General features: G+C 70.9%; 22 protein-coding genes. 14 read left to right on the top strand and 8 right to left on the bottom strand.

Features of this window, described 5'->3' with window-relative positions:
• Positions 1–48: 48 nt before the first annotated feature.
• Entirely contained in the window at positions 49–3,372 is a 3,324-nt protein-coding gene (locus tag AB0M70_RS20045; RefSeq protein WP_365821303.1) for a S41 family peptidase, read from the bottom strand.
• A gap of 186 nt (positions 3,373–3,558) precedes the next feature.
• Here AB0M70_RS20045 and AB0M70_RS20040 point away from each other — a divergent pair, with 186 nt between their 5' ends.
• A complete protein-coding gene (locus tag AB0M70_RS20040; protein WP_365821302.1) occupies positions 3,559–4,149 on the top strand; it encodes a TetR/AcrR family transcriptional regulator in 591 nt (196 codons plus the stop codon).
• Positions 4,150–4,253: 104 nt separating this feature from the next.
• The gene (locus AB0M70_RS20035) at positions 4,254–6,491 is read left to right on the top strand and encodes an MMPL family transporter (RefSeq protein WP_365821301.1); all 2,238 of its coding nucleotides are present in this window, start codon (positions 4,254–4,256) and stop codon (positions 6,489–6,491) included.
• 4 nt (positions 6,492–6,495) lie between these two features.
• On the opposite strand, the gene AB0M70_RS20030 is transcribed toward AB0M70_RS20035, so the two are convergent.
• Entirely contained in the window at positions 6,496–6,849 is a 354-nt protein-coding gene (locus AB0M70_RS20030) for an SsgA family sporulation/cell division regulator (RefSeq protein WP_365821300.1), read from the bottom strand.
• 204 nt (positions 6,850–7,053) lie between these two features.
• Between AB0M70_RS20030 and AB0M70_RS20025 the strand changes: the two genes are divergently transcribed.
• From AB0M70_RS20025 to AB0M70_RS20010, 4 genes are read left to right on the top strand one after another with little or no spacing between them, the layout of a single operon-like run.
• Positions 7,054–8,139, top strand: coding sequence for an energy-coupling factor ABC transporter permease (locus AB0M70_RS20025; protein WP_365821299.1), 1,086 nt, complete (start codon positions 7,054–7,056; stop codon positions 8,137–8,139).
• Position 8,140: 1 nt separating this feature from the next.
• Positions 8,141–8,902, top strand: coding sequence for a cobalt ECF transporter T component CbiQ (cbiQ, locus tag AB0M70_RS20020; RefSeq protein ID WP_365821298.1), 762 nt, complete (start codon positions 8,141–8,143; stop codon positions 8,900–8,902).
• Positions 8,890–9,654 (top strand): ABC transporter ATP-binding protein, encoded by a 765-nt coding sequence (locus tag AB0M70_RS20015; protein WP_365821297.1) that lies wholly within the window; start codon positions 8,890–8,892, stop codon positions 9,652–9,654. The genes cbiQ and AB0M70_RS20015 overlap by 13 nt, the downstream gene beginning before the upstream one ends.
• Before the next feature lie 35 nt (positions 9,655–9,689).
• Positions 9,690–10,856 carry a serine hydrolase domain-containing protein gene (locus AB0M70_RS20010; RefSeq protein ID WP_365821296.1) on the top strand — a complete coding sequence of 389 codons (1,167 nt, stop codon included), beginning with the start codon at positions 9,690–9,692 and terminating at the stop codon, positions 10,854–10,856.
• A gap of 9 nt (positions 10,857–10,865) precedes the next feature.
• Here AB0M70_RS20010 and AB0M70_RS20005 read toward each other — a convergent pair whose 3' ends face one another.
• The gene (locus AB0M70_RS20005) at positions 10,866–11,465 is read right to left on the bottom strand and encodes a TetR/AcrR family transcriptional regulator (protein ID WP_365821295.1); all 600 of its coding nucleotides are present in this window, start codon (positions 11,463–11,465) and stop codon (positions 10,866–10,868) included.
• Between the two features lie 93 nt (positions 11,466–11,558).
• Here AB0M70_RS20005 and AB0M70_RS20000 point away from each other — a divergent pair, with 93 nt between their 5' ends.
• Entirely contained in the window at positions 11,559–12,467 is a 909-nt protein-coding gene (locus AB0M70_RS20000; RefSeq protein WP_365821294.1) for an alpha/beta hydrolase, read from the top strand.
• Positions 12,468–12,512: 45 nt separating this feature from the next.
• Here AB0M70_RS20000 and AB0M70_RS19995 read toward each other — a convergent pair whose 3' ends face one another.
• The 5 genes from AB0M70_RS19995 to AB0M70_RS19975 all read right to left on the bottom strand — a co-directional run bounded on the left by AB0M70_RS19995 (position 12,513) and on the right by AB0M70_RS19975 (position 19,343).
• Positions 12,513–13,364, bottom strand: a complete 852-nt coding sequence (locus AB0M70_RS19995; RefSeq protein WP_365821293.1) for a DMT family transporter — start codon at positions 13,362–13,364, stop codon at positions 12,513–12,515.
• Positions 13,361–13,858 (bottom strand): YbaK/EbsC family protein, encoded by a 498-nt coding sequence (locus AB0M70_RS19990; RefSeq protein ID WP_365821292.1) that lies wholly within the window; start codon positions 13,856–13,858, stop codon positions 13,361–13,363. The genes AB0M70_RS19995 and AB0M70_RS19990 overlap by 4 nt, the downstream gene beginning before the upstream one ends.
• 144 nt (positions 13,859–14,002) lie before the next feature.
• The gene (locus AB0M70_RS19985) at positions 14,003–15,643 is read right to left on the bottom strand and encodes a penicillin-binding transpeptidase domain-containing protein (RefSeq protein WP_365821552.1); all 1,641 of its coding nucleotides are present in this window, start codon (positions 15,641–15,643) and stop codon (positions 14,003–14,005) included.
• 184 nt (positions 15,644–15,827) lie between these two features.
• On the bottom strand, positions 15,828–17,459 hold the full coding sequence (locus AB0M70_RS19980) for a penicillin-binding transpeptidase domain-containing protein (protein WP_365821291.1): 1,632 nt from the start codon (positions 17,457–17,459) through the stop codon (positions 15,828–15,830).
• 135 nt (positions 17,460–17,594) lie between these two features.
• Complete coding sequence (locus AB0M70_RS19975; protein WP_365821290.1) at positions 17,595–19,343, bottom strand: phospholipid carrier-dependent glycosyltransferase; 1,749 nt, start codon at positions 19,341–19,343, stop codon at positions 17,595–17,597.
• A 73-nt stretch (positions 19,344–19,416) separates the two neighbouring features.
• Here AB0M70_RS19975 and rsmI point away from each other — a divergent pair, with 73 nt between their 5' ends.
• The 7 genes from rsmI (at position 19,417) to AB0M70_RS19940 (ending at position 26,692) form a co-directional block, all read left to right on the top strand.
• Complete coding sequence (gene rsmI / locus AB0M70_RS19970; protein WP_365821289.1) at positions 19,417–20,358, top strand: 16S rRNA (cytidine(1402)-2'-O)-methyltransferase; 942 nt, start codon at positions 19,417–19,419, stop codon at positions 20,356–20,358.
• 297 nt (positions 20,359–20,655) lie between these two features.
• Complete coding sequence (locus tag AB0M70_RS19965; RefSeq protein ID WP_365821551.1) at positions 20,656–21,006, top strand: hypothetical protein; 351 nt, start codon at positions 20,656–20,658, stop codon at positions 21,004–21,006.
• 24 nt (positions 21,007–21,030) lie between these two features.
• The gene (locus AB0M70_RS19960) at positions 21,031–21,930 is read left to right on the top strand and encodes a TatD family hydrolase (RefSeq protein ID WP_365821288.1); all 900 of its coding nucleotides are present in this window, start codon (positions 21,031–21,033) and stop codon (positions 21,928–21,930) included.
• Positions 21,931–22,072: 142 nt separating this feature from the next.
• Complete coding sequence (locus AB0M70_RS19955) at positions 22,073–23,422, top strand: ubiquitin-like domain-containing protein (protein WP_365821287.1); 1,350 nt, start codon at positions 22,073–22,075, stop codon at positions 23,420–23,422.
• Positions 23,423–23,484: 62 nt separating this feature from the next.
• Positions 23,485–24,354: a 16S rRNA (adenine(1518)-N(6)/adenine(1519)-N(6))-dimethyltransferase RsmA gene (gene rsmA / locus AB0M70_RS19950; protein WP_365821286.1), complete on the top strand. Its 870-nt coding sequence runs from the start codon at positions 23,485–23,487 to the stop codon at positions 24,352–24,354.
• A complete protein-coding gene (locus tag AB0M70_RS19945) occupies positions 24,351–25,244 on the top strand; it encodes a 4-(cytidine 5'-diphospho)-2-C-methyl-D-erythritol kinase (protein ID WP_365821285.1) in 894 nt (297 codons plus the stop codon). The genes rsmA and AB0M70_RS19945 overlap by 4 nt, the downstream gene beginning before the upstream one ends.
• Positions 25,245–25,330: 86 nt before the next feature.
• Positions 25,331–26,692 carry an acyltransferase gene (locus AB0M70_RS19940; RefSeq protein WP_365821284.1) on the top strand — a complete coding sequence of 454 codons (1,362 nt, stop codon included), beginning with the start codon at positions 25,331–25,333 and terminating at the stop codon, positions 26,690–26,692.
• Positions 26,693–26,760 lie beyond the last annotated feature (68 nt).

Raw genomic sequence — 26,760 nt, 5'->3', positions numbered from 1 at the left:
CATTTCGATCAATGACGGGCAGTGATCGCGGGCCCCGGAAGCGTCCCCTCAGCCGCGCGGCGGAAGCTTCGGACGCCGTCGGTCCGGTACGTCGTCGAGGCTCGGCGGCGTCACCGCGGGCTGCCGTTCCAGGAGGTCGAGAGCGACCTGCACCGCGTCGTCCAGCTGCGCGTGCCGCCCCTCCGCCCAGTCGAGCGGCGTACGGAGCACCTCCAGGTCGGGGGCCACGCCGTGGTTCTCCACGGACCAGCCGTACTCGTCGAACCACCCCGCGTTCATCGGCACCGTGATGACCGTCCCGTCACCGAGCACGTGCCGCCCGGTCATCCCGACGACGCCGCCCCACGTGCGCTGGCCCACCACGGGCCCGAGGCCGAGCAGCTTGAAGGCCGCCGTGATCATGTCGCCGTCGGACGACGTCGCCTCGTCCGCCAGGGCCACCACGGGGCCGCGGGGCGCGTTGGACGCGTACGAGACCGGCTGGGCGTTGCGTGTCAGGTCCCAGCCCAGGATCTTGCGCGTCAGCTTCTCCACCACCAGCTCGCTGATGTGCCCGCCCGCGTTGCCGCGTACGTCCACGAGCAGGGCCGGGCGGGAGACCTCCAGGCGCAGGTCGCGGTTGAACTGGGCCCATCCGGAGCCGCCCATGTCGGGGATGTGTAGGTAGCCGCACTTGCCTCCGCTCAACTCCCGTACGACGTCACGGCGTTTGGCCACCCAGTCCTGGTAGCGCAGGGGGCGTTCGTTGATGAGGGGGACGATCGCCACCCTCCTCGACCTGCCCTCTCCCTCCGCCGGCCGGAACGTCAGCTCCACCGTCGTGCCGCCCGCGGCCGCGAGCAGCGGGAAGGGGCCCGTCACCGGGTCCACCGGGCGGCCGTCGATGTGCGTCAGGACCGCGCCCTCGCGGATGCCCGCGCCCGCCAGCGGGGAGCGCGCCTTGGAGTCGGACGAGTCGCCGGGCAGGATGCGCTTGATCATCCAACTGCCGTCGCGGCACACCAGGTTGGCGCCGAGCAGGCCCATCGCCCGCTGGTAGTGCGGCGGGCCTTCGTTGCGGCGCGCGGCCGAGACGTACGCGTGCGATGTGCCGAGCTCGCCGAGGACCTCGCGGAGCAGGTCCGCGAACTCGTCGGGGGACGCGACCCGTTCCACGAGGGGACGGTACTGGTCCAGAATCGCGGTCCAGTCGATGCCGCACATGTGCGGCTCCCAGAAGTAGGCCCGGATGAGGCGGCCCGCCTCGTCGTAGGACTGGCGCCACTCGGCCGCCGGGTCGACCTCGTGCAGGATGCGGCGCAGGTCGATCCAGACGGTCGTGTCGCTGTCGCCGGTCTCCGTCGAGGGGGCCGCGCGCAGTTCGCCCTCGTCGACCACCACGAGCCGCGAGCCGTCGCCGCTGAGCGCGAACCAGTCGAGATGGTCGACCAGTTCGGACTTCTTGCCCTTGGTGATGTTGAAGTACTCCAGGGTGGGGCGCCCGGAGGTGTCCGACGGGTTGGCGAAGGTCTCGCCGAGCGCGCCCGAGATCGGCCAGCGCATCCAGACCAGGCCGCCGCCGCTGACGGGGGAGAGCGCCGAGTACTTCGACGCCGAGACGGGGAAGGGCGTGACCCTGCTCTCCAGACCCTCCACCTCCACGATGGCGGAACCGGCGGGCGAGAGGCCGTCGGCCGGGTCGAGTCCGCCCGCCGCCGGGCGGCCGTCGGGGGAGAGGGCGAAGGGCGAGGGGGTCGCCGACGACAGGGGGACCAGATAGGGGCGGCAGCCGAGGGGGAAGGACAGGTCGCCGGTGTGCACGTCGTAGACCGGGTCGAAGCCGCGCCAGGACAGGAAGGCCAGATAGCGGCCGTCGCTGGTGAAGACCGGGTTCTCGTCCTCGAAGCGGCCATTGGTGACGTCGACGATGATGCGGCAGCCGGGGCCCTCGATACGGGCCATCTTGATCTGCCGCAGCGAGCGGCCGACGCCCGGATGCGACCAGGTCAGCCAGGCCCCGTCCGGGGAGAAGGCCAGGTCGCGCACCGGACCGTTGTCGGAGCGGATCAGCTCCGTCACCTCGCCCTCGGATGCCTCGCCCTCGGACTCCCCGCCCTCCGAATCCTCGCCCTCGGATTTCTCGGAGGCGTCGATCAGGAGGAGCCGCCCGTCGTTCGAGGCGATCGCGAGCCGTTCGCCCTCGGGGTCGGAGATCATTTCGAGGACCCGGCCGAGCTTGCCCTGCGCGAGCCTGCGCGGCGCGCGGTCGCCGCTGGCGCGCGGCAGATAGGCGATCTCGACGGCGTCCTCGCCCTCCGCGTCGGTGACGTAGGCGACCTGCCCGCCCTTGCCGAGCATCTCCGGGAGCCGGACGCGCACGCCCGGGGTGTCGGTGATCGTGCGGGCGGGCCCATCGCGGTGCGTGAGCCAGTACAGGCTGCCGCGTACGACGACGGCGCTGGCCCGGCCCGTCATGTCCACGGAGAGCGAGTCGACGTGCTGCGCGGCGGGCACCTGATAGATCCGCCGCCCGGCGCGCGGCCCGCCCAGGCGTACGTCGAGCCGGCGCGGCACGGAACCGGCGGACAGGTCGTCCACCAGCCAGACGTCGCCCGCGCACTGGTAGACGACGCGGGCGCCGTCGCTGGAGGCGTGCCGGGCGTAGAACGCGTCGTGATCGGTGTGCCGGCGCAGGTCGGAGCCGTCGGGCAGGCAGGAGTAGAGGTTGCCGACGCCCTCGTGGTCGGAGAGGAAGGCGATCCTGCCGTCCACGAACATCGGGGAGTCCAGATGCCCGTCGAGGTCGGGCAGGAGCTGGTCGCCGTGCAGCCACAGGCGGCCCGTCGCGCCGCCCCGGTAGCGCTTCCAGGCGGCGGGCTCGTGCGGCGGCTTCCCGGTCAGGAGGAGGGTCTTGCGCTCGCCCTCGATGTCGTTGACCGCGATGTCGTACACCGGACCCCAGGGCAGCTTGCCGCCGGGTGATCCGTCGGTCGGCACGCTGTAGGCCCAGCAGAAGTACGAGAAGGGCTGATTGTGCGAGGAGACGGCGAGGATGTCTCCGTCGGGGGACCAGCCGCAGACCCGGGTGTCCGTGCTCCCCCAGTAGGTGAGGCGCCGGGCCGGGCCGCCGTCGACCGGGGCCAGATGGATCTCCGGGTCGAGACTGCGCCAGGTCGTGAACGCGATGTGGCGGCCGTCCGGCGAGAAGCGCGGATGGCTCACCTTGGTCCGGTCGACGGTCACCCGCCAGGCCCGGCCCGCGGGCGCGCCGTCCGGGCTCAGCGGCGCCACCCAGAGATCGTCCTCGGCCGCGAAGCAGAGACGGTCGCCGCTGAGGTGCGGAAATCGCAGGTAGGCGTGGTCAGCATGGGCTTCATCGCGCGCGTCGGTCACTTCACCATGCTTTTCCGGTGCGCAGGGCCCGGCAACTCGTACGTGGGGTGAAAAGGGGCGCGCGACGCGGTCCGGGCGACGCGTGACGCAGCACACGTACGAAACGGTTTCGTTTCGTTAAGCCCGCGGGTACAGTCATGGCGTACGGAACGGCACGCAAGGGTTGCGACGACGGGCGGAGGGATCATGGCTGAGGCGGCAACGGTGCGGCGCAGTCGGATCACACCCGAGCGCGAGGCGGAGCTCTACGCGGCCGCGCTCGACCTGCTCCGCGAAGTCGGGTACGAGGCGCTCACCATGGACGCCATCGCGGCCCGCACGAAATCCAGCAAGGCCACCCTCTACCGCCAGTGGGGGAGCAAGCCCGAGCTGATCGCGAGGGCGCTGCGGCACAACAAGCCGGTGTCCATCGAGGACATCGACACCGGTTCCCTGCGCGGCGACCTCCTGGAGACCGTCGAGCGTTCGGACGACTGCCAGATGGAGCGGGACGCCGCGCTGATGCGGAGCCTGTTCCACGTCATCCACGGAAATCCCGAACTCCACCACGCGCTGCGGCAGGTGCTCATCGAGCCGGAGATCACCGGCTTGAACGCACTGCTGCGCAGGGCCGTGGAACGCGGCGAAGTGTCCCCGGACAACCCCGCGCTGGGCTTCGTCATCCACATGATGGTCGGCGGTTTCGTCGCCCGTGACCTGATCGAGGAGCGCACGGTCGACCGTGAGTTCCTCCGTTCCTACATCGACGCCGTGATCCTCCCCGCTCTCGGCGTCTGACCCAGCTCCCTCACCGGACACCTCCACCTGACGCGACCGCTCACGTCGTCGGGCTGATCCCCCCTGCCCTGTAGACACCACGACCTGACCGGGAGTACGCCCCCGTGGCCACTTTCCTGTACAAACTGGGCCGACTCGCCTTCAGGCGACGGCACTTCGTCGCCCTGATATGGGTGGCGCTCCTGACGCTCGCCGGAGTCGGCGCCGCGTCCGCGCCCACCGCCGCCTCCAGCTCCTTCTCCATTCCCGGTACGGAGGCCCAGAAGGCCTTCGACCTGCTCGAAGAGCGCGTGCCCGAAGCCAGTGCCGACGGGGCGAGCGCCCGGGTCGTGTTCAAGGCGCCGGACGGCGAGAAGGTCACCGACGCGGGCAACAAGGCCGAGATCGAGAAGACCGTCGCCGCCCTCAAGTCCGGTTCGGACGAGGTCGCGAGGGCCGACAGCCCCTTCCGGACCAAGACGGTCAGCAAGGACGGCTCCACGGCGTACGCGTCGGTCTCCTACAAGGTCACCTCGATGGAGCTGACCGAGGACAGCCGTGAGGCCCTGGAGAAGACGACCGAGCAGGCTCGCGAGTCCGGGCTCACGGTCGAGGTCGGCGGTGACGCGCTGCAGGCGATGCCCGAGACCGGGGCCACCGAGATCATCGGCATCGCGGTCGCGGCCGTCGTCCTCGTCATCACCTTCGGCTCGCTGATCGCGGCGGGTCTGCCGCTGCTGACCGCGCTGATCGGTGTGGGCATCGGGGTCTCCTCGATCACCGCGCTCGCCAGCGCGCTCGACCTGGGGACGACCACCTCCACGCTCGCCATGATGATCGGCCTCGCGGTCGGCATCGACTACGCGCTCTTCATCGTCTCCCGCTACCGCGGCGAACTCGCCGACGGGCGTGACCGTGAGGAGGCCGCGGGCCGCGCTGTCGGGACCGCCGGTTCGGCCGTGGTCTTCGCCGGGCTCACCGTGGTCATCGCGCTGGTCGGCCTCGCCGTGGTGAACATCCCGATGCTCACCAAGATGGGCTTCGCGGCGGCCGGCACGGTGGTCATCGCCGTGCTCATCGCGCTCACCCTGATCCCGGCGCTGCTCGGCTACGCGGGCAAGAAGGTCAAGCCCACGGGTGAGAAGAGCAAGCTGCTCGGCGGCGGAAAGAAGGCGGCGGCCACCGAGGCCGTCACGGAGAAGAAGGACAACCTCGGCACGCGCTGGGCGCGCTTCGTCGTGCGCCGCCCGCTGACCGTCCTGCTCGTCGGCGTCATCGGCCTCGGTGCCGCCGCGCTGCCCGTGTCCTCCCTCGAACTGGGCCTGCCGGACGACGGCGCGCAGCCGACGTCCACGACCCAGCGCAAGGCGTACGACCTGGTCTCCGACGGATTCGGCCCCGGCTTCAACGGCCCGCTGATGACGGTCGCCGACCTCAAGGGTTCCGACGACCCGAAGGCCGCGGCCGGGGAGATCCAGAAGACGATCTCCAAGCTCGACGACGTCCTCTCGGTCGCCCCGCCGATGATCAACAAGGCGGGCGACACGGCGATCATCAGCGTCGTCCCGTCCTCGAAGCCCAGCGGCATCGAGACCGAGAACCTCGTGCACGCCATCCGTGACGCGGGCGCCGACATCAAGTCCGACACCGGTGCGAGCGTCATGGTCACCGGCACGACGGCCATGAACATCGACGTCTCCCAGAAGCTGAACGACGCGCTGCTGCCCTACCTGGCACTGGTCGTCGGCCTCGCCTTCCTCCTCCTGATCGTCGTCTTCCGCTCCATCCTGGTCCCGCTCAAGGCGGCCCTCGGCTTCCTGCTCTCGGTCCTCGCGGCCCTGGGCGCGGTCGTCGCGGTCTTCCAGTGGGGCTGGCTCGGCTCGCTCTTCGGCGTGGAGCAGACCGGCCCGATCATGTCGATGATGCCGATCTTCATGGTGGGCGTCGTCTTCGGCCTCGCGATGGACTACGAGGTGTTCCTCGTGACGCGCATGCGTGAGGCGTACGTCCACGGGGAGCGGCCGGGCCAGGCCATCGTGACCGGCTTCCGGCACGGGGCGAGGGTGGTCTCGGCAGCTGCCGTGATCATGATCGCGGTCTTCGCGGGATTCATCGGCTCGTCCGAGCAGATGGTGAAGATGATCGGCTTCGGCCTCGCGATCGCCGTCTTCTTCGACGCGTTCATCGTGCGCATGGCGCTGGTCCCGGCAGTGCTCGCGCTGCTCGGCAAGAAGGCGTGGTGGCTGCCGCGGTGGCTCGACCGGGCGCTGCCGAACGTGGACGTCGAGGGCGAGGCCCTGCGGGACGCCGATGAGGCGGCCGCCGGGCGCAGTGGTGACGGCCGGGAGCTGGAGCGCGTCTGACGCGTCAGTGGGGCACGGGGGCGGCCGCGTACGTGCGGCGCAGGAAGCGGATCAGTGCCGCTGCGTCGAACTGCACGACCGCCACCCCGTGCGCCGAGTGGAACTCCATCACGGTCTGCACCCGCCCACAGGGCCAGATGTGTACGTCGCCGCTGGTGGCCGGGGCCCGCAGGCCCTGTTCGAGCAGCTGCCTGGCGAAGGTCCACTCGTGAGAACCCTCGGGTGAACCAGGGAGGCCGATCCGCACCGAGAGCGGGTCGGCCTCCGCGTCGTACCGCAGGACGGCGGGGACGGCGAGCTGGTCGTCAGGGGAGTCCGTGACGACGTGGGCACGTGCGAACTGCTCTACTGCGGACATCGCCGAACTCCTCACCATCGCGCACGCCGTCACGCGCTTTCTGCCCTCTAATGTCCCATATATTCCGATTCCTGCTCCAGGTGTGACCGGGATAACTGGGTAGTCACCGCTCTTGCAAACCGTTCGCAACAGGGCACTATCATTGAACGGTTCACGAGCGATCCGCTCTGCCTTCCTCTTCCTGTCCTGCCCAGGAGCGCGCGCATGCATGTCCCCGACGGATTCATCAACGCCCCCGTCTCCGCCGCCACCGGGGTCATCGCCGCCGGAGCGATCGCCGTCAGCCTCCGCGGAGCGCGGCGTGAACTGGACGAGCGGACGGCGCCGCTCGCCGGACTCGTGGCCGCGTTCATCTTCGCCGTGCAGATGCTGAACTTCCCCGTCGCCGCCGGGACCAGCGGACATCTGCTCGGCGGCGCGCTCGCCGCGATACTCGTCGGCCCCTATACGGGCGTCCTGTGCGTGTCCGTCGTCCTCCTCATGCAGGGCGTCCTCTTCGCCGACGGCGGCCTCACCGCGCTCGGCGTGAACATCACCGACATGGCCATCGTCACGACCGTCGTGGCCTATCTCACCTTCCGCGGCCTGGTGAAGGTGCTGCCGCGCACCCGCCGCTCCCTCACCGCCTCCTCCTTCGTCGCCGCGCTGATCTCGGTGCCCGCCGCCGCGATCGCCTTCACCTTCCTCTACGCGCTCGGCGGCACCACCGACGTCTCCATCGGCAAGGTCGCCACGGCCATGGTCGGCGTGCACGTCCTGATCGGCATCGGCGAGGCCGCCATCACCGCGCTCACCGTCGGCGCCGTCATCGCCGTACGCCCCGACCTCGTGTACGGCGCCCGCGGCCTGACCCAGAAGCTCAAGCTCCGGGTCGGCGGTGAGCTCGTCGACGCCCCGGATGCCGCCGCCGAAAAGCCCGTCCCCGTCGCCGCACGCTCGCACCGCAAGGTGTGGATCGCCGGCCTGGTCACCTCCCTCGTCCTCGCCGGTTTCGTCAGCTTCTACGCCTCCGCGAACCCCGACGGCCTGGAGAAGGTCGCGGCCGACAAGGGCATCGACAAGAAGGTCGAGGAGCACGCCACCTCGGACTCCCCGCTCGCCGACTACGGCGTCGAGGACATCACCGACACCCGCCTCTCCGGCGGCCTCGCCGGCGTGATCGGTGTCGGCGTCACCGTCGTGGCGGGCTCGGCGGTCTTCTGGGCGCTGCGGCGCCGCCGTACGACGGACACGGACCCGGCGTCCACGGCATCCGTCACTTCCTCTTCCGAGACCTCCGAGAACGCCTGACATGGGAGCGGGCCACGCCCACCGGCTCTACCGGCACGGCCACTCACCCGTCCACGCCCTGCCCCCGCACACCAAACTGGCGGCGGTCTTCTGCTTCGTGGTCGTGGTGGTCTCCACACCGCGCGAGGCGATGTGGGCGTTCGGTCTGTACGCGCTCCTGCTTGCCGCAGTGGCGTACGCGTCCCGCGTCCCGCTCCCCTTCCTCCTGAAGCGGCTGCTCATCGAGGTCCCGTTCGTGGCGTTCGCGGTGCTCATGCCGTTCGTGGCCGAGGGGGAGCGGGTCGAGGTGCTCGGCATGTCCCTGAGCGTGAACGGCCTCTGGGGCGCCTGGAACGTCCTGGCCAAGGGCACGCTCGGCGTCGCGGCATCCGTGCTGCTCGCCTCCACCACCGAACTGCGCTCGCTGCTCCTGGGCCTGCAGCGCCTGAAGCTGCCGCCGCTGCTCGTCCAGATCGCCTCGTTCATGATCCGGTACGGAGACGTGATCACGGACGAGATGCGCCGCATGAAGATCGCACGCGAGTCGCGCGGCTTCGAGGCGCGAGGCGTGAAGCAGTGGGGTGTCCTCGCGAAGTCCGCCGGGGCGCTCTTCATCCGCTCGTACGAGAGGGGCGAGCGGGTGCACCTGGCCATGGTCAGCCGGGGGTACGCCGGTTCGATGCCGGTGATCGACGAGGTGACGGCCTCGCGCGCCCAATGGACGTACGCCTTCGCCCTCCCGGGCGCCGCTCTTGTCGTCTGCCTGCTGGGATGGACCCTGTGACTACTGCACCCTCCCTGGAAGTGGCCGGACTGGCCTTCGCCTACCCCGACGGGCACCAGGCGCTCTTCGGCGTCGACATGCGGATCGGCCGGGGCGAGCGGGTCGCGCTGCTCGGCCCGAACGGCGCGGGCAAGACGACGCTCGTCCTGCACCTGAACGGCATCCTGACGGGCGGCGCGGGCACGGTCACCGTCGCGGGACTTCCCGTCGGCAAGAAGCACATGGCCGAGATCAGGCGCCGGGTCGGCATCGTCTTCCAGGACCCGGACGACCAGCTGTTCATGCCGACGGTGCGGGAGGACGTGGCGTTCGGCCCGGCGGCGGCGGGGATGCGCGGCCCGGAGCTGGAGGCCAGGGTGCGGAAAGCCCTTGGCCAGGTCGGCATGGCGGAGTTCGCGGACCGCCCGCCGCACCACCTCTCCTTCGGCCAGCGCAGGCGGGTCGCGGTGGCGACGGTCCTCGCGATGGAGCCGGAGATCCTGGTCCTGGACGAGCCGTCATCGAACCTGGACCCCGCCTCGCGCCGCGAACTGGCCGACATCCTCCGCTCGTTGGACGTGACGGTCCTGATGGTCACGCACGACCTGCCGTACGCCCTCGAACTGTGCCCCCGGGCCCTGATCCTGAGCGAGGGCGTGATCGCCGCGGACGGCCCGACGGGGGAGCTCCTCGCCGACGAGGACTTGATGGGTGCGCACCGGCTTGAGCTGCCGTTCGGCTTCGATCCGAAGACGGCGCAGGCGAACAGGTAGGGAATCCACGGCTGCGGGCGGCTGTTGGGTGTGGCATGGATGTTGATGTGCACGGGTCGGTGGCCCCGGGCTTCGAGCCGGTGAAGGACGCCTTCGTACGGAACTTCACAGAGCTCGGCGAGCGGGGCGCTGCGGTCGTGGTGTACCGCGACGGGCGGCCGGTCGTGGATCTGTGGGGCGGCACGAAGGACGTCGACGGGGGCGGCGGGGCCTGGGAGCGTGGCACCGCGCAGATCGTCCGTTCGGCGACCAAGGGTGTGGCTGCCGCTGCTCTGCTCCTTCTGCATCAGCGCGGCGAGCTCGACCTGGACGCCCCGGTCGGGTCCTACTGGCCCGAGTTCAAGGCGCGGGGCAAGGAAGGGGTCCTGGTCCGGCATGTCCTCGCGCACCGGGCGGGTGTCCCCGCGCTCGACCGGCCGTTGACGCCCGCGGAGGCGTTCGATCCCGATCTCGCCGCTGCGGCGGTCGCGGCGCAGGCGCCGTTCTGGGAGCCGGGGGAGGGGCACGGCTATCACGCGCACACCTACGGCTGGCTCGCCGGGGAGTTGGTGCGGCGGGTGACGGGGCGGTCTCTCGGGGAGTTCGTGTCCACGGAGGTCGCCGGGCCCCTGGGCCTTGGGCTGTGGGTGGGGCTTCCGTCGGCGGAGGCGGGGCGCGTGGGGCGGCTGGGACGGATCGAGGCGGCCTCGGCTCCGGGGGGTCTCAGGGTGCGGCCCAAGCGGGACGTGGCGGAGGCTTACGCGGATCCCGCCTCGCTCACGCGGCGAGCGTTCGCCGCGATGACTCCGGAGCCCGACGAGAACGACCCCGCTTACCGGGCGGCTTCCCTTCCCGCGTCCAACGGTGTCGCCACCGCTGACGGTCTGGCCCGCTTCTACGCCTCGCTCATCGGTGAAGTGGACGGCAGCGGGCGCCTCTTCACGCCGGAGATGGTCGAACTGGCCCGCGCGGAGGCGTCATCGGGTCCCGACCGCGTCCTGATCGTGAATACCCGCTTCGGCCTCGGCTACATGTTGCATGGCGGTGCGTCGCCGCTGCTGGGTGCCGGATCGTTCGGACACCCCGGGCGGGGTGGCGCGCTGGGCTTCGCGGATCCGGAGTCGGGGGTGGGCTTCGGGTACGTGACGAACGGCATGAACAAGGGGGTTACGGCGGATCCGCGGGCTCAGGGGCTGGTGCGGGCCCTGCGGAAGCTGTTGTAGGAGCCCCACCTAGTACGGCTGGTGCGGGGCGCGCAACGCCTGCGACAGTGCGTCCACGGTCACGCCCACGACGGCCAGGAGCTGCGCCGGGCTCGCCCCGGCCCTGCTCATGACGGCGAGCGACTGGTTCACAGCCGCCGCGTGTACAGCGAAGGCGTCGGCCTTCTGGTCGGTCAGTCCTCCGGCCTTCAGCGCGGTGCGCAGGCGCACGAGCTGGAAGCCGAGCACCTGCTCGGCGTGCGCTCCGGCGCCCGGACTCAGCACCGGGATCGCCATGGCCGACTGGGCAACCAGGCATCCATCAGGCACGTCGGGATCGGCGATGCGCTCGAGGGTGACGTCGAAGAACGCACGAACGGCGGCAACGGGGTCCGACGCCGCACACGACAGGGCGGCGTCGTACTTCTCGCCGTAGCGCGCGGCGTAGAGATCCAGGCAGCGCAGGAAGAGCGTGTCCTTGGAGCCGAGTGAGGAGTAGATGGAACTGCGGTTCAGGCCGGTTGCCCGGGACAAATCGTCCAATGAGGTGTCGGCGTAGCCCTCGCGCCAGAACTGGACCATCGCGGCATCGAGCGCCGTATCCATGTCGAACTGCTTCTTGCCTGCCACGCGGCACTTCCTCGCCGATGCGTCGATGGTCGGGACGGTGTTGCGCACCATTCTATCTTGAACTAATCAGTTCAAGATGTGTAGCCTCCCAGCGTGGACCTTTCCGAAAGCAGCCTCATCCCCGACCTGCCCCTGCAGCATCTGGCCGGATTCACTCACCGCTGGGTCGACGCGGACGGCGTCCGCCTTCATGCCGTCGACGGCGGACGGCCGAGCGGCCCGGCCGTCGTCCTGCTCGCCGGATTCCCGCAGACCTGGTGGGCCTGGCGAAAGGTGATGCCCGGCCTCGCCCAGCGGTTCCGCGTCATCGCGATCGACCTGCCGGGTCAGGGGCACTCCGAGCGTCCGGAGCGCGGCTACGACACGCACACGGTCGCCGCGCACGTCCACTCCGCCGTGAAGGCTCTGGGAGAGTCGACCTACTCCCTGGTCGCCCACGACATCGGCGCCTGGGTCGCTTTTTCCCTCGCCCTCAACTTCGAGAGCCACCTGCGCGGGGTCGCCCTGCTCGACGCCGGGATTCCCGGCATCACTCTCCCGGAGACGATTCCCACCGACCCGGAACGAGCGTGGAAAACCTGGCATTTCGCGTTCCACACCGTGCCCGACCTGCCCGAGACGCTGCTCGCCGGCCGCGAACGCGAGTACGTCGGCTGGTTCCTGAAGATGAAGGCCCTGTCTCCCGACACGTTCGACGACGCCGAGATCGGCCACTACGCGGCGGCCGTCGCCGCCGACGGCGGCCTGCGCGCTTCCCTCGCGTACTACCGAGACGCCGCGGAGTCGGCGCGTAAGAACCGCGAGTCGCTCGCGCGGCGACACCTGGCTGTGCCGATCCTCGGCATCTCCAGCAGCCACGGCTCCATTCCGGACATGGCCGCTTCCATCAGCCCGTGGGCCGACGACACCACCCGAATCGTCGTGCCCGACGCAGGCCACTTCATCCCCGACGAGCAGCCCGAGGCTGTCGCTGCCGCGATAGCGGACTTCATCGCGAGGTGAGTTGCCTCTCGTACGCGACGCAGGGCTGAAGCCGCCTCACCTGTCTCACCCCGCGTGCAGCATCAATCCGATCCCCGCCACCATCAAACCCGCCGCCACCAGCCTCGGCGCCCCGAACCTCTCCTTGAAGAAGATCGCCCCTATTGCCGCGCCCACGATGATCGAGGACTCGCGGAGTGCCGAGATGGGGGCCAGTTCTGCCTTTGTCTGGGCCCACAGGACCAGGCCGTACGCTGCCACGGAGAGGGCCGCGCCCAGTAGGCCCACCTTTGCGAACGGGCGTAGGCGGGGGACCAGTTCGCCCCGCCAGCGGTATGCCGCGTACAGCGGGATCGCGAGGCCCTCCAGGATCATCAGCCACGCGATGTAGCCCATGGACGAGCCGGAGGCGCGGACGCCCAGGCCGTCCACCACCGTGTACGCCGCGATCGAGACGCCCGTGGCGAGCGCCGCGCCGATCGCCGCCCAGTCGGGGCGCCGGCCCGAGCCGCGTATGCCCCAGAGCGCCAGCCCCGTCAGGCCCGCGCAGGAGACCGCGACTCCCGCCGCCTGCCAGCCGTCCGGGATCTCGCCCGCGAAGATCGCGGCGAGGACCGTCACCACCAGCGGCGCCGTGCCCCGGGCGATCGGGTACGCCTGGCCGAAGTCGCCGAGCTTGAACGACTTCATCAGCAGGGCGTAGTAGCCGACGTGGATCACCGCGGACAGCACCAGGTACGGCCACGCACCCGCCGCCGGTATCGCCGCGAACGGGGTGATGAGTACGCCTATCAGCAGCCCACCACCGGATATCAACGTAAAGCCGACCAGCTTGTCCGTGATGTGGTGCGCGATCGCGTTCCAGCTCGCGTGCGTGACGGCGGCAAGCAGCACCGCCGACGCGACCAGCGGCGTCACTTGGCGGTCTCGCGCACGTCCACCAGGGTGCCGTTCGCGTGGGAGATCAGTGTCGCGGGCGCCATGGGGAACACCGCGTACGGAGTGCCCGCCGCCGCCCACACCACGTCGTGGTTCAGGAGCGAGCGGTCCGCGAGGACCCGTGTCTTGGTCGCGTGGCCGAAGGGCGGTACCCCGCCGATCGCGTAGCCCGTGGTCTCGCGGACGACGTCCGCCTTCGCGCGCGTCACCTTCGCCGCGCACAACTCCCACCGCACGCGCTCCAGATCCACCCGCGAGGCGCCGTCCATCAGGACCAGGACCGGGACGCCGTCCGCCGCGAAGATCAGGGACTTGCAGATCTGGCTCAGCTCGCAGCCGATGGCCGCCGCGGCCTCCTGGGCGGTGCGCGTCGCCTCCGGGAAGCGGCGGACCTCTGCGATCAGCTCGCCGAGGCCCAGCTGGTGCAGGGCCTCGGCGAAACGGGGGCTGGCGTGGGATTCTGTTGCCGTCATGCGCCGCACGCTAGCGGTCCGTGTACGGGGCATGCGAACGAGTTCCGGATGTCGGTCTGGGCGTCTTGTTCATCGGCACCCGGCGGCCGTGGGCTGTGCCCACCCGTTCCGCCCTGCGGAACGCCTGCCCACAGCGGCAGCGACCTACTTCGCCGCCAGGAACATCGCCCGTACCAGCGGCCCCGCCGAGTCGCCGCCGTGGCCGCCCTCCTGCACCACCGCGCCCGCAGCCAGGTCACCGCGGTACGCCGTGAACCAGCCGTTGGGCTTCTTCTGGTTGTCGACCTCCGCGGAGCCGGTCTTCGCGCCCATGTCGGAGCCGAGGCCGGACATGGGTTTCACCGCGGTCCCGGCGACAGCCGTGTAGTGCATCAGGTCGCGCAGGGCCGATGCCGTCGCGCCCGACATCTTGCGTGGGGCCGTCGCGAGGGTGCGCTTGTCGATGTCCGGGGAGACCAGGTACGGCTGCTTGAACTCGCCCGACTTCACCGTGGCCGCCACCGACGCCATGTTCAGCGGGTTCATGCGGACGCCGCCCTGACCGATCAGCGACGCGCCCATCTGCGCGTCGCTCTGGACGGGGATCGCCCCGTCGAAGCTCGGGACGCCGATCGACCAGTTGTCGCGGCCGAGGCCGAAGACCTCCTGCGCCTGCTTGGTCAGGGAGTCGTCCTGCAGCTTCTTGGCCTGGCTGATGAAGGCCGTGTTGCAGGACCGGGCGAAGCTCGCGCGGAACGTGCCGTCCTTGATCTGGAACTTGTCGTCGTTCTGGAACTTCCAGCCGCCGTACGTCACGTACTTCGGGCAGGGATGTTTCTTGTCCACTCCCGCGAGCTTCTTCTCCAGGAGCAACGACGACGTGACGACCTTCATCGTCGAGCCGGGGGCCAGCGAGCCCTGGAAGGCGATGTTGAAGCCGGTCGGGTTCGAGTTGGCCGCCGCGAGGATCTCGCCCGTGCTCGGCTTCACCAGGACGACGGAGGCCTGCTTGCGCTTGCCCGTCTCCTTCTCCGCCGCCGCCTGGAGCGAGGCGTCGAAGGTGGTCTTCAGGGTGCCGGGGGTGCCCGGTGAGAGCGTCAGGAGCGTCTTGTCGGGCGTCGCCTTCGCGTCGTCCTTCGTCGTCGCCGACTTCTCGGCTTCCTTCGCGCTGTCCTTGCGCACGACCCGCAGCTCGACGCCCGCCTTGCCGCCGGCCTTGTCGCCGAACTTCTCGCGCAGGCTGTCGAGGACCGTGCCGAGGGAGGGGTACTTCTCCTTCGTCAGCTCGCCGCCGTCCCGGTCCACAGCCTTGATCGGCGGGTCCCCGGCCTCACCGGTGACCAGCCGGTCGCCGGCCTTCAAGTCCGGGTGCACGACGGAGGGCTGCCAGCCGACCAGCGTCTTGCCGTCGTGCTTTCTTCGTACGACGGTCAGCTCGGACTCGTACGCGAAGGGCTTGTTCGTTCCCTCGTACGAGACCGTGGACGTGACCGAGAACGGCACCTTCGCGCCCGAGCGCTTGCCCGGCGTCAGCTTCACCTTCGTGAGGTGGGAGTCCTTGGCGTACGCGGTGAGGGCGGTCTTCGCCGTCGTCCGGTCGTCCGTGAGCGCCGCGGCCCCCGTGACGTCGCCCTTCTCCCACGCCGCGAGGAAGTCCCGCGTGGTGGCCCGCACCTCGGCGGCCGTCGGCGGGCCCGCGGCCACCGGCTTCTCGTCGACCGTCGGTCCGTCGCCGGAGCCACCGATCAGGCTGTACGCGGCGACACCTACGCCGCACACGACCACGGCGGCGGCGCCGCCGAGCACACCAGGGTGCACCTTGGCGCTCTTGGCGCCCGATGTGCCCGTGATGTTCCTGATGCCCTTGCGCTCGCTGGCGCGCCCTCGCTTACCCACTGACCCTCCGCAGATCCCAGATCACAGAACCCCCAGGCTCTGCACCGGAAGGCCCCACACTAGGGGGCTTTCATGAAGCCCCCTACCAATCACCTCAACTGCCTGCGGCAAGCACCGCCGCCACGATAGGGCCGGCCGCGTCGCCGCCATGGCCGCCTCGCTCCACCACGGCCGCGGCCGCCACGTCACCGCGGTATCCGGCGAACCAGCTGTTGGGCTTCTCCTGGCCCGCGACCTCCGCCGAACCCGTCTTCGCGCCGATGCTGCCGCTCAGCCCGGACATGGCAGGCGCGCCGGTGCCGCTGACCGCCGTGGCGTTCATCATCTGCCGCAGCTGCCCGACGGTGGACGCGGGCAGGCCGTGCGCCGTGGCCAGCTCCCGGCCGTCAAGGGACGGGTCCACGATCACCGGCTGCCGGAAGGCTCCCGTGGTCGCGGTCGCCGTGACCGAGGCCATGTTGAGCGGGTTCAGCTGCACCTGGCCCTGGCCGATCATGTTCTGCGCGCGGTCGGGGCCGGGGGAGGCGGGGACCGAGCCGTCCACCGTGCGGACGCCCACCTGCCAGTCGAGGCCGAGGCCGAAGCCGTTCTGCGCCTCCTCGGTGAGGGAGGAGTCCGTGACGCCGTCCTCGTCGACCAGCTTCACGAACGCGGTGTTGCACGAGCGCGCGAAGCTGTCCGCCAGGGTCGCGTTCTCGTTCGGGGCGAGACCGGGGAGGTTCTGGATGGTGTTGCTCTGCCAGGTCGCGGTGTCCGGGCAGGGCGCGGGGCCGCTCGCCTTCGTCACGCCCTTGTCGATGAGCATCGCCGCCGAGACGATCTTCATCGTCGAGCCGGGGGCCATCTTGCCCTCGAAGGCCGCGTTGAACCCGTCCTGCCGGTTGTTGGCCACGGCCAAGACCTCGCCGGAGCTCGGCTGCACGGCGACCACGGAGGAGTCCGCGTGCCGGGTCACCGCCTTCTCGGCGGCGCGCTGCGCGGGCGCGCTCAGCGTCGTCCTCAGCTTCCCCGCCTTGCCCTTGGCGAGCGTGAGCAGCGTCTTGGTGCCGGCGTTCTCGTCCGCGTGCCGGACGTACAGCTCGACGCCGGGCGTTCCGCCCGCCTTGTCGCCGTACTTCGCGCGCAGCTGGTCGAGGACCGGGCCGAGCGAGGGGTAGGTCTTCTTGTCCAGGGCCGTGCCGTTCCGGTCGACGGCCTGGATGGGGGGCACGGCGGCCTCGCCGGTCTCCAGGGTGTCGTCCTTCTTCAGGTCCGGGTGCACGACCGAGGGGTCCCAGTCGACGAGCGCACGCCCCGTGGTCTCGCCCCGCACGACGGTCAGTTCGGAGTCGTACGCGAAGGGCTTGGTCTTCCCCTTGTACGAGACCGTCGCCTCGACCGAGAACGGCACGGTCGTGCCCGCGGCCTTGCCCGGTGTGAGCCGCACCTTCGTCAGACGGGCGTCCTCGCGGTAGCCGGTCAGGAGCGTCGAGGCCGCTTCCGCGTTGTTCGTGTAGGACGAGGCCTGCCTGGCGTCGCCCTTGGCCCACGCCGCGAGGAAGTTCTTCGTCGTCTCGCCGACCTCGCCGCTCGTCGGCGGTCCCGTCTTCACCGTGTGCGGGCCTGACGCCGATGAACCGCCGCCCCCGGTCACGCCGTTCACCAGGTTGTACGCGCCGTACCCCGCGCCCCCGACCATGACGGCGAACACGCCCCCCACCAAAGTGACCTTTACCCCTTTGCGCATTCCGCGCCCCCTCCCCAGGAGCCCTCCCGAATGTGTGTCCGGAAGGGTGGTTCGAACAGAACCTTAAGCGGCGGAGGTGAGGAACGAGGGAGCTGTTATCCGAAGGTGTCCTAGGTGCTCCCTACAACCAGATGTCTAGACCCACGTGTCCAGGAGCATGCGGGCCCGCCAGGAATCGATCGGAATGGCCTGGCCGGTGTAAATGGGCCAGAACCAGATGAAGTTCCACAGGATCAGCAGCACCAGGACGCCCGACGCCGCGGCCCCCACGACCCGCCGCCGCTCGCTCGAACCGGGCGGACCGAGGATCGCGCCGATCATCATCGCCACCGCCAGGCACAGGAACGGCACGAAGACCACGGCGTAGAAGAAGAAGATCGTCCGCTCCTGGTACATGAACCACGGCAGATACCCCGCCGCGACCCCGCACACGATCGCGCCCGCACGCCAGTCCCTGCGGAACACCCACCGCCACAGCACGTAGAGCAGCGCGAACGCCCCCGCCCACCACAGCATCGGCGTGCCGAGCGCGAGCACCTCGCGGGCGCACTTCTCCGCGGTCCCCGCGGGGCAGCCGTCCTTGCCGGGCAGCGGCGACTCGTAGAAGTACGAGACGGGGCGGCCGTCGACGATCCAGCTCCACGGGTTCGACTGGTAGGTGTGCGGAGAGGAGAGCCCCACGTGGAAGTCGTAGACCGCGTGTTCGTAGTGCCACAGGCTGCGCAGCCAGTCCGGCAGGAACGTCCAGGAGCCGCCCTTGCCGTCCGTCGCCGCCCAGTTGCGGTAGTAGCCGCCGGTGCCGTCGGTCGGGGAGAGGATCCAGCCGAGCCAGGACAGGACGTACACGCCGATCGCGACCGGCACCGTCGAGACGAACGCCGGGAGCACGTCCCGCTTCAGGACCGCGCGGTAGGGACGCTCGGCGCCCGCGACGCGGCGGGCGCCCACGTCCCACAGGACGGTCAGCAAGCAGAAGAAGACCATGATGTAGAGGCCGTTCCACTTGGTGCCGAAGGCGAGACCCAGGCAGAGACCGGCCGCCCAGCGCCAGGGACGCCACCCAAGGCGCAGCGTCTCGGCGACCCACGCGTCGGGGCGCACCCGTCCGTCCTCGTCGGCCGGAAGCCCGGCCGCGAGCTTCGCGCGCGCCTTGTCCCGGTCGATCAGGAAGCAGCCGAACGCGGCGAGAACGAAGAACATCAGGACCTGGTCGAGCAGCGCGGTGCGGCTCATCACGAAGTGCAGCCCGTCCACCGCGAGCAGCCCGCCCGCCAGACAGCCCAGGAACGTCGAGCGGAAGAGCCGCCGCCCGATCCGGCACAGCATCAGGACCGACAGGGTGCCGAGCACCGCCGTCATGAAGCGCCAGCCGAACGGATCGAAACCGAAGATCCACTCACCGATGCCGATGACGTACTTGCCGACCGGCGGATGCACCACGTACGCGGCGTCCGTGGGGATCGTGATGTCCGATCCGTGCTTCAGGACGTCGGGGTTGACCTTCTCGGGCCAGTTGACCTCGAAGCCCCGGTGGATCAGCGCCCAGGCGTCCTTGGCGTAATACGTCTCGTCGAATATCACGGCCTTCGGGTTGCCGAGATTCCAGAACCGGGTGAGTCCCGCGACCAGCGTGATCAGCAGCGGGCCGATCCAGCCCGACCACCGGACCAGCAGGTCGGCGGAGCTTTTGCGCAGGCCGATCGTCGCCCACAGGCGCGGGCTCGGTTCGGTGTACGCGGGAACGAGCCGGGCCCGGACATCGTCCGTGGGCTCGCCGGGCCGCGCCACGTAACCGAAGCGGCGCAGCCTGTGCTGCCACGACGGCTGCTGCTCCTCGGCTGCCTGGCCCTGGCGGGTGTCCGGGGAAGACGCGGTACTGGTCACCGCGCCATCGTAGGGAACCCGACTGTGTGAGTCCCGCTCCTGGGCCCCACCCGGCCCCTGCGAGGATGGAACAGTGACTGGAAGCGCAGATTTTCCCGACGGCCCGCCCCCCTCAAGCCCGTCCCCCGGACATTCCTCCGGCGGAACCCTCGTCCTCGCGGGCACGCCCATCGGGGATGTCGCGGACGCTCCGCCGCGGCTCGCCACCGAGCTGGCGGCGGCCGATGTGGTGGCCGCCGAGGACACCCGGCGGCTCCGCAGGCTCACCCAGGCGCTCGGCGTGCAGGTGGGCGGCCGGGTCGTCTCGTACTTCGAGGGCAACGAGAGCGCGCGGACGCCCGAGCTGGTCGAGGCCCTGGCCGGCGGCGCGCGGGTGCTGCTCGTGACGGACGCCGGGATGCCGTCGGTGTCCGATCCCGGGTACCGCCTCGTCGCCGCCGCCGTGGAGAAGGACATCCGGGTCACCGCCGTGCCGGGGCCGTCCGCGGTGCTCACCGCGCTGGCCCTCTCGGGCCTCCCGGTGGACCGCTTTTGCTTCGAGGGCTTCCTGCCGCGCAAGGCGGGCGAGCGGCTTTCGCGTCTGCGCGAGGTGGCCGATGACCGTCGCACCCTCGTCTACTTCGAGGCACCGCACCGGATCGACGACACCCTCGTCGCGATGGCCGAGGCGTTCGGCGACGAACGCAGGGCCGCGGTCTGCCGCGAGCTGACCAAGACGTACGAAGAGGTCAAGCGCGGGTCGCTGCGGGAACTCGCCGAGTGGGCGGCCGACGGCGTACGCGGTGAGATCACCGTCGTCGTCGAGGGGGCACCGGAGAAAAGCCCCGGTGACCTGGGCCCGGACGAGCTGGTGCGCAGGGTGCGGGTGCGCGAGGAGGCGGGGGAGCGACGCAAGGAGGCGATCGCCGCCGTCGCGGCCGACGCGGGGCTGCCCAAACGCGACGTGTTCGATGCCGTCGTGGCGGCAAAGAATGCGGCTCGGGCCGCCCCATCGGAAGGCAAAGGACTATCGTGAAAAGCAAAGTGCGGGCCGTGCACCGGGCCTGAAGGCTAAGGAAAGGCCAAATCGCCTTCAACTGTCGACAGGTCTGATGCTTTCGCCTCGGGAAAGGCGTCCACTGGTCAAAGGGGACGCACCCGTCCCCACGCTTCCGGCCGGGAGGAAATCCCCGGTCCGGCAGCGCTTGTCCAGCGGACAAGAGGAGCTGGCATGAGCGAGATCGCCGACACCGGTCACCACACCACGGCGCCCGATGCGACGCGTGCGACACAAGCGACCAACACCGTTCACGAATCTTATGCATTCGCCTGTATGCGGTGCGGGCACGGCTGGGAACAGTCCTACGAGATCGAGCATCACGTGGACGGCAAGGGCAAGGAATTCGTGGTGTATATGGCGGACGGCCTTCATGTGCCGTCGCCGCTGACCCGGCCGACGTGTACGAACTGCGGCGGACATGTCGTACGGATCATGCGGGCCGGGCAGGTGTCGTCGGTCCTGGACCTGATGCAGCGGCACCACGCCCCGCGGGCGGCGGCCGGGGCGGGCAAGGCGACGGGGGACGAGCCCGGCGCCGGGGTGCCCGAGCCCCGCGAGCCCAAGCACCACCACTGGCACCTCTCGGCGCTGCTGCATCCCTTCCACCACCGCAAGGCGGGGTGACGTCCCCTTCGTAGGATCGGGGGCATGCCTTCGAAGAACGCCGACCGCAAGAACGCCGACGCCAAGAACGCCGCGCCGCCGCTGCCCGAACCCCTTCGGGTGGCGGTCGCCGACTCCCACACGCACCTCGACATGCAGTCGGGCACGGTGGACGAGGGGCTCGCCAAGGCCGCGGCGGTCGGGGTGACGACGGTCGTGCAGGTGGGCTGTGACGTGGCGGGTTCGCGCTGGGCCGCGGAAACGGCAGCCGCGTACGGCAGCGTGCACGCCACCGTCGCCCTGCACCCCAACGAGGCGCCGCGCATCGTGCACGGCGACCCCGACGGCTGGTCCCGGCAGGGCGCGCGCCAGGCCGGCGGCGACGAGGCGCTGGACGCCGCGCTCGCCGAGATCGACGCGCTGGCCGCGTTGCCGCACGTCAAGGGCGTGGGCGAGACCGGCCTCGACTACTTCCGCACCGGGCCCGAGGGCAAGGCCGCCCAGGAGCGGTCCTTCCGGGCGCACATCGAGATCGCCAAGCGGCACGGCAAGGCCCTGGTCATCCACGATCGCGAGGCCCACGAGGATGTGCTGCGGGTCCTGAAGGAGGAGGGGGCTCCGAAGCGCACCGTCTTCCACTGCTACTCGGGAGACGCGGCGATGGCGCAAGTGTGCGCGGAGAACGGCTACTTCATGTCCTTCGCCGGCAACATGACCTTCAAGAACGCGCAGGGCCTGCGGGACGCGCTGGCCGTGGCCCCCCTCGAACTGGTCCTCGTGGAGACCGACGCGCCCTTCCTCACGCCCGCCCCCTACCGCGGACGGCCTAACGCGCCGTATCTCATTCCGGTCACATTGCGGGCCATGGCCGAGGTACGGGGGATCGGCGAGGACGCCATGGCCGAGGCGATCTCGGCCAACACGGCACGCGCCTTTGATTACTGACCGATAACGCCCATACCCCCGCGGTTCAGGGCAGCGTCACGACACTGCGTGGTCGCGCTGCTTTGGAGAGTGACGATCGCTCCGCTAGGTTCTGGTCCGCCTCGCCCGATCCGGACCGGAACGAGAACGCTGGAGCGTCGTCGTGAGTCATGCGCCGCAGTACGAGACGTCTTATGGGGGCGCCGCGACCTATGACCCGGACCCGGAGCCGGAGCAGGGGGCGGAGCCGGAGCCGGAGTTCTTCCCCCGGCAGGCCACCGTGGTCATCCCTGACGTCATCCGTGACGGTGGACGGGCCGAGGCGCGGCGGGCGGCCCGGCGCAAGAAGCCGAAGCCGAAGTCCAAGCCGCAGTCCGGGTCGAGGACCCCGGACCCGGCCGCGTCGGACCGGCCCGACACGCAGCGGCCCGAGACGCTGCGGCGGCTGCTCCCGCAGGCGCTGGTCGTCGCCTTCCTCGCGGGCGGCACCTCGGCCTTCGTCGCCGACGACAAGGCGATCGAGCTGAGCGTCGACGGCGAGTCGCGCACCCTGCACACCTTCGCGGACGACGTCGGCGAGCTGCTCGAGGACGAGGGCGTGGACTTCGGCGCCCACGACATCGTGGCGCCGACCGCGAGCACGGCCCTGGCCAGCGGCGACGAGATCGCCGTCCGCTACGGCAGACCGGTCGAGCTCACCCTCGACGGGCAGCGGCGCGAGGTGTGGACGACGGCCCGCACGGTGGACGGCGCGCTGCGCCAGCTCGGGGTGCGGGCCGAGGGCGCGTATCTGTCGGCCTCGCGGAGCAAGCGGATCGACCGGGGCGGCCTCGACCTCGACGTACGTACCGAGCGCACGGTGACGATCATGGCGGACGGCCGTGAGCGGACCATCCGTACGAACGCGGCGACCGTACGGGAGGCCGTCGAGGAGTCCGGGATCAGCCTGAACGGCCAGGACACCACGTCCGTCGCGCCCGAGAGCTTCCCGCGCGACGGGCAGACGATCACCGTCATGCGGATCTCCGGGCGCAAGGAGGTGCGGGACGAGCCGATCCCGTTCGACGTGCGGCGGACCGATGACTCCTCCCTGTTCGTCGGTACGGAGGTCGTGGAGCGGCAGGGGCACCAGGGGACCCGGCGGGTGACGTACGCGCTGCGGACGGTCAACGGCGTCAAGCAGAAGCCGCGGCGGCTGCGGTCGGAGATCGTGCGGGAGCCGCAGACGCAGATCGTGAAGGTGGGCACCAAGCAGCGCCCGAGTTCGGTGGCGGGGGCGGAGGGCCTGAACTGGGGGTCGCTGGCCCACTGCGAGTCGGGCGGCCGCCCGAACGCGGTGGACGCGTCGGGGACGTACGGCGGCCTGTACCAGTTCGACACCCGGACCTGGCAGGGCCTCGGCGGCTCGGGCCGCCCGCAGGACGCGTCGTCGGAGGAACAGACGTTCCGCGCGAAGAAGCTGTACGTACAACGGGGCGCGAGCCCGTGGCCGCACTGCGGGGGGCGGTTGTAGCAGGGCCGGTCCGCACCGGCGGCTGGTGGGGGCCCAGAGGTCAGGACCCGTAATCTGGTGCGGTGAGCAACACTGAGCCCGGCAGCCTTCTCGGCGCCGCCGACATCCGCGAGCTGGCCGCTGCCCTGGGCGTACGCCCGACCAAGCAGCGCGGCCAGAACTTCGTCATCGACGCCAACACCGTCCGCCGCATCGTCCGCACCGCGGAAGTGGGCCCGGAGGATGTGGTCGTCGAGGTCGGCCCGGGGCTCGGCTCGCTGACCCTCGCCCTGCTCGACACCGCGGACCATGTGACCGCCGTCGAGATCGACGACACGCTCGCGGCGGCGCTCCCGGCGACCATCGAGGCCCGCCTCCCCGCGAAGGCGGACTCCTTCGCGCTGGTGCACAGCGACGCCATGCTCGTGCGCGAGCTGCCGGGCCCCGCCCCGACCGCGCTGGTCGCCAACCTTCCGTACAACGTGGCCGTCCCCGTGCTGCTGCACATGCTCGACACCTTCCCCAGCATCGAGCGCACGCTCGTGATGGTGCAGGCCGAGGTCGCCGACCGCCTCGCCGCCGCTCCCGGCTCGAAGGTGTACGGCGTGCCCTCCGTGAAGGCGAACTGGTACGCCGACGTGAAGCGCGCCGGTTCCATCGGGCGCAACGTCTTCTGGCCCGCCCCGAACGTCGACTCCGGTCTCGTGTCGCTCGTGCGGCGCGCCGAGCCGGTGAAGACCACCGCTTCAAAGAAGGAGGTCTTCGCCGTCGTCGACGCCGCCTTCGCCCAGCGCCGCAAGACCCTCCGGGCCGCCCTCGCCGGGTGGGCGGGCTCCGCGGCCGCCGCCGAGGCCGCGCTCGTCGCCGCCGGGGTGTCGCCGCAGGCCCGCGGTGAGGCGCTCACGGTGGAGGAGTTCGCGCGGATCGCCGAGCACAAGGGCGCGGGCCTGTGAACGCCGGGGTGACCGTCCGCGTGCCCGCCAAGGTCAATGTGCAGCTCGCGGTGGGCGCCGCGCGCCCCGACGGCTTCCACGACCTCGCCAATGTCTTCCTCGCCGTCGGGCTCTACGACGACGTCACGGTGACGCCCGCGCAAGAGCTGCGGATCACCTGCTCGGGGCCCGGGGCCGAGCAAGTGCCCCTCGACCGCACGAACTTGGCGGCGCGGGCCGCGGAACTGCTCGCCGCACGGCACGGGCGCAGCGCCGGCGTGCACATCCACATCGCCAAGGACATCCCCGTCGCCGGTGGCATGGCCGGCGGCAGTGCGGACGGCGCGGGCGCGCTCGTGGCGTGCGACGCACTGTGGGGCACCGAGGCCTCGCGGGACGAACTCCTCGACATCTGCGCCGAGTTGGGCAGCGACGTGCCGTTCAGCCTGGTCGGCGGGGCGGCGCTCGGCACCGGGCGGGGGGAGAAGCTGGAGACCCTGGAGGTCGGCGGCACCTTCCACTGGGTGTTCGCGGTGGCCGACGGAGGGCTCTCCACGCCCGCGGTCTACCGCGAGTTCGACCGGCTGACCCCGGACGCCCCCGCCCCGCAGGCATCACCCGCGCTGCTCGACGCCCTGCGCGCCGGGGACGCCGAGGCACTCGCCGGTGCCGTGAGCAATGACCTGCAGCCCGCGGCGCTCTCGCTGTTCCCCTCGCTCGTCGACACCCTCGCGGCCGGGACCGGGGCGGGCGCACTGGCCGCCCTCGTCTCCGGCTCCGGGCCCACGACGGCGTTCCTGGCCGCGGACGCGGAGTCCGCGCGACGGATCGCCGGAGCGCTCACGGCCTCCGGCACCTGCCGTACCGCCCGGGTGGCCGGCTCCCCGGCGCCGGGCGCCACGATCCTCTAGGGCACGCATAGGGGGCACGTACTCAGACGCCGATCTGAGTACGTGCGCGCTGATGCCGGACGTACGCCGCGCGCGACCGTACGTACATGGGATCAAGCGTTCGTGAACTGGCCGAGAAGACGCCCGCCGGGCGCGACCGGTACATCGACCTGCTGCGGATCGCCTCGCTCGGCACGGTCGTCGTGGGCCACTGGCTGATGGCGGCGGTGACCGTCGGGGACGACGGCCGCACCGAGGTCGGCAACCTCCTCGCCGTCGTGCCCGACCTGCAAGTGCTCACCTGGGCGCTGCAGATCATGCCGGTGTTCTTCTTCGTCGGCGGCTTCTCGCACGCGCTGTCCTACCGCTCCCTGAGCCGCAAGGCCCCCGAGGGCGGCGGCTCGGTCTACTCGGCGTTCCTGCGGGCACGGCTGCAGCGGCTGCTGCGGCCGACGATGGTCTTCATCGGGGTGTGGGGCGTCGCGGCTCTGGCGGTTCAACTCGCGGGCGAGGGCAGCGCGTTGCTGGACGTGACGCTGCGCCTCGTCGCCCAGCCGCTGTGGTTCATCGGCATCTATCTGGCGATGGTGGCGTTCACGCCGCCGCTGCTGAGGCTGCACGAGCGGTACGGCTGGGGCGCGTTCGGGGGGCTTGTGCTCGCCGCGGGTGCGGTGGACCTGGCGCGCTTCGCGTTCGGTGTCCCGTACGTCGAGTTCCTGAACTTCGCCTTCGTGTGGCTCGCCGTGCACCAGCTGGGCTTCCTGCGGGCGGACGGCAGGCTGCGGATGCCGGCGGCCATGGCAGGGGCGGGCCTCGCGGGAGCCGCGGCCCTGGTGGCCCTCGGGCCGTACCCCCTCTCCATGGTGGGCATGCCCGGCGAGCGCGTCTCGAACATGGCTCCGCCGACCTTCGCCCTGCTCTGCCACGGTGTGTGGCTGGTGGGCGCGGTGGAGATGCTGCGGGGACCCGCGACCCGGTGGCTGGCGCGGCCGCGGGTGTGGCGGGGCGTGGTGGCCGCGAACGGTGTATCGATGACGGCGTTCCTGTGGCACCTGACGGCGATGCTCGGGGTGTACGGGGTGCTGATCGCGGCGGACGTGCGGCTGCCCGAGCCGGCCACCGCGCAGTGGTGGACGCAGGTCCCGCTGCGGATGGCGGCCGCCGTGATGCTCACCGCTCTGCTGGTCGCCGCCTTCCGCCGGTTCGAGAAGCCGGTCGCGGCAAGGGAGTCGACCGGTGCGCCGGGTGCGGGCCCGGCCGCCGCCGTGGGCGTCACGCTCTGCCTCTTCGGGGTGCTCGGCCTCTCCATGGTCGGCTTCGGGGGACTGCTCGAAGGGCGTACGGCGATGCTGGTCGCGGTGCGGGTGACGGCGCCGGTGGCGGTGGGCATGGCCCTGGCGGGATGGCTGCTTGTCGAGCGGGCGGGCCGGGGCGTGCGGGGCGGGGCCCCAGGGGCGCGGTCCTGCTGATCAGCGGCCCCGACCGGCCCCCGGGCCGGAGGCCGGCGTCTCCGACTACGCTGGAGGTCGATCGATCC

Source organism: Streptomyces sp. NPDC051214 (genome assembly GCF_040682375.1).
Classification (GTDB): Bacteria; Actinomycetota; Actinomycetes; order Streptomycetales; family Streptomycetaceae; genus Streptomyces.
This window is presented reverse-complemented; position numbering and strand designations above follow the sequence as displayed.

Bases quoted from the DNA above. Each gene is read 5' to 3' on its own strand.
- AB0M70_RS19965 (WP_365821551.1), top strand. From the start codon at position 20,656: ATGCGGTGCGGGCACGGCTGGGAACAGTCCTACGAGATCGAGCATCAC.
- AB0M70_RS20010 (WP_365821296.1), top strand. From the start codon at position 9,690: ATGGATGTTGATGTGCACGGGTCGGTGGCCCCGGGCTTCGAGCCGGTG.
- cbiQ (WP_365821298.1), top strand. From the start codon at position 8,141: ATGGGAGCGGGCCACGCCCACCGGCTCTACCGGCACGGCCACTCACCC.
- AB0M70_RS19980 (WP_365821291.1), bottom strand. From the start codon at position 17,459: ATGCGCAAAGGGGTAAAGGTCACTTTGGTGGGGGGCGTGTTCGCCGTC.
- AB0M70_RS20015 (WP_365821297.1), top strand. From the start codon at position 8,890: ATGGACCCTGTGACTACTGCACCCTCCCTGGAAGTGGCCGGACTGGCC.
- AB0M70_RS19960 (WP_365821288.1), top strand. From the start codon at position 21,031: ATGCCTTCGAAGAACGCCGACCGCAAGAACGCCGACGCCAAGAACGCC.
- AB0M70_RS20030 (WP_365821300.1), bottom strand. From the start codon at position 6,849: ATGTCCGCAGTAGAGCAGTTCGCACGTGCCCACGTCGTCACGGACTCC.
- AB0M70_RS20040 (WP_365821302.1), top strand. From the start codon at position 3,559: ATGGCTGAGGCGGCAACGGTGCGGCGCAGTCGGATCACACCCGAGCGC.
- AB0M70_RS19990 (WP_365821292.1), bottom strand. From the start codon at position 13,858: ATGACGGCAACAGAATCCCACGCCAGCCCCCGTTTCGCCGAGGCCCTG.
- AB0M70_RS19940 (WP_365821284.1), top strand. From the start codon at position 25,331: ATGGGATCAAGCGTTCGTGAACTGGCCGAGAAGACGCCCGCCGGGCGC.
- AB0M70_RS20025 (WP_365821299.1), top strand. From the start codon at position 7,054: ATGCATGTCCCCGACGGATTCATCAACGCCCCCGTCTCCGCCGCCACC.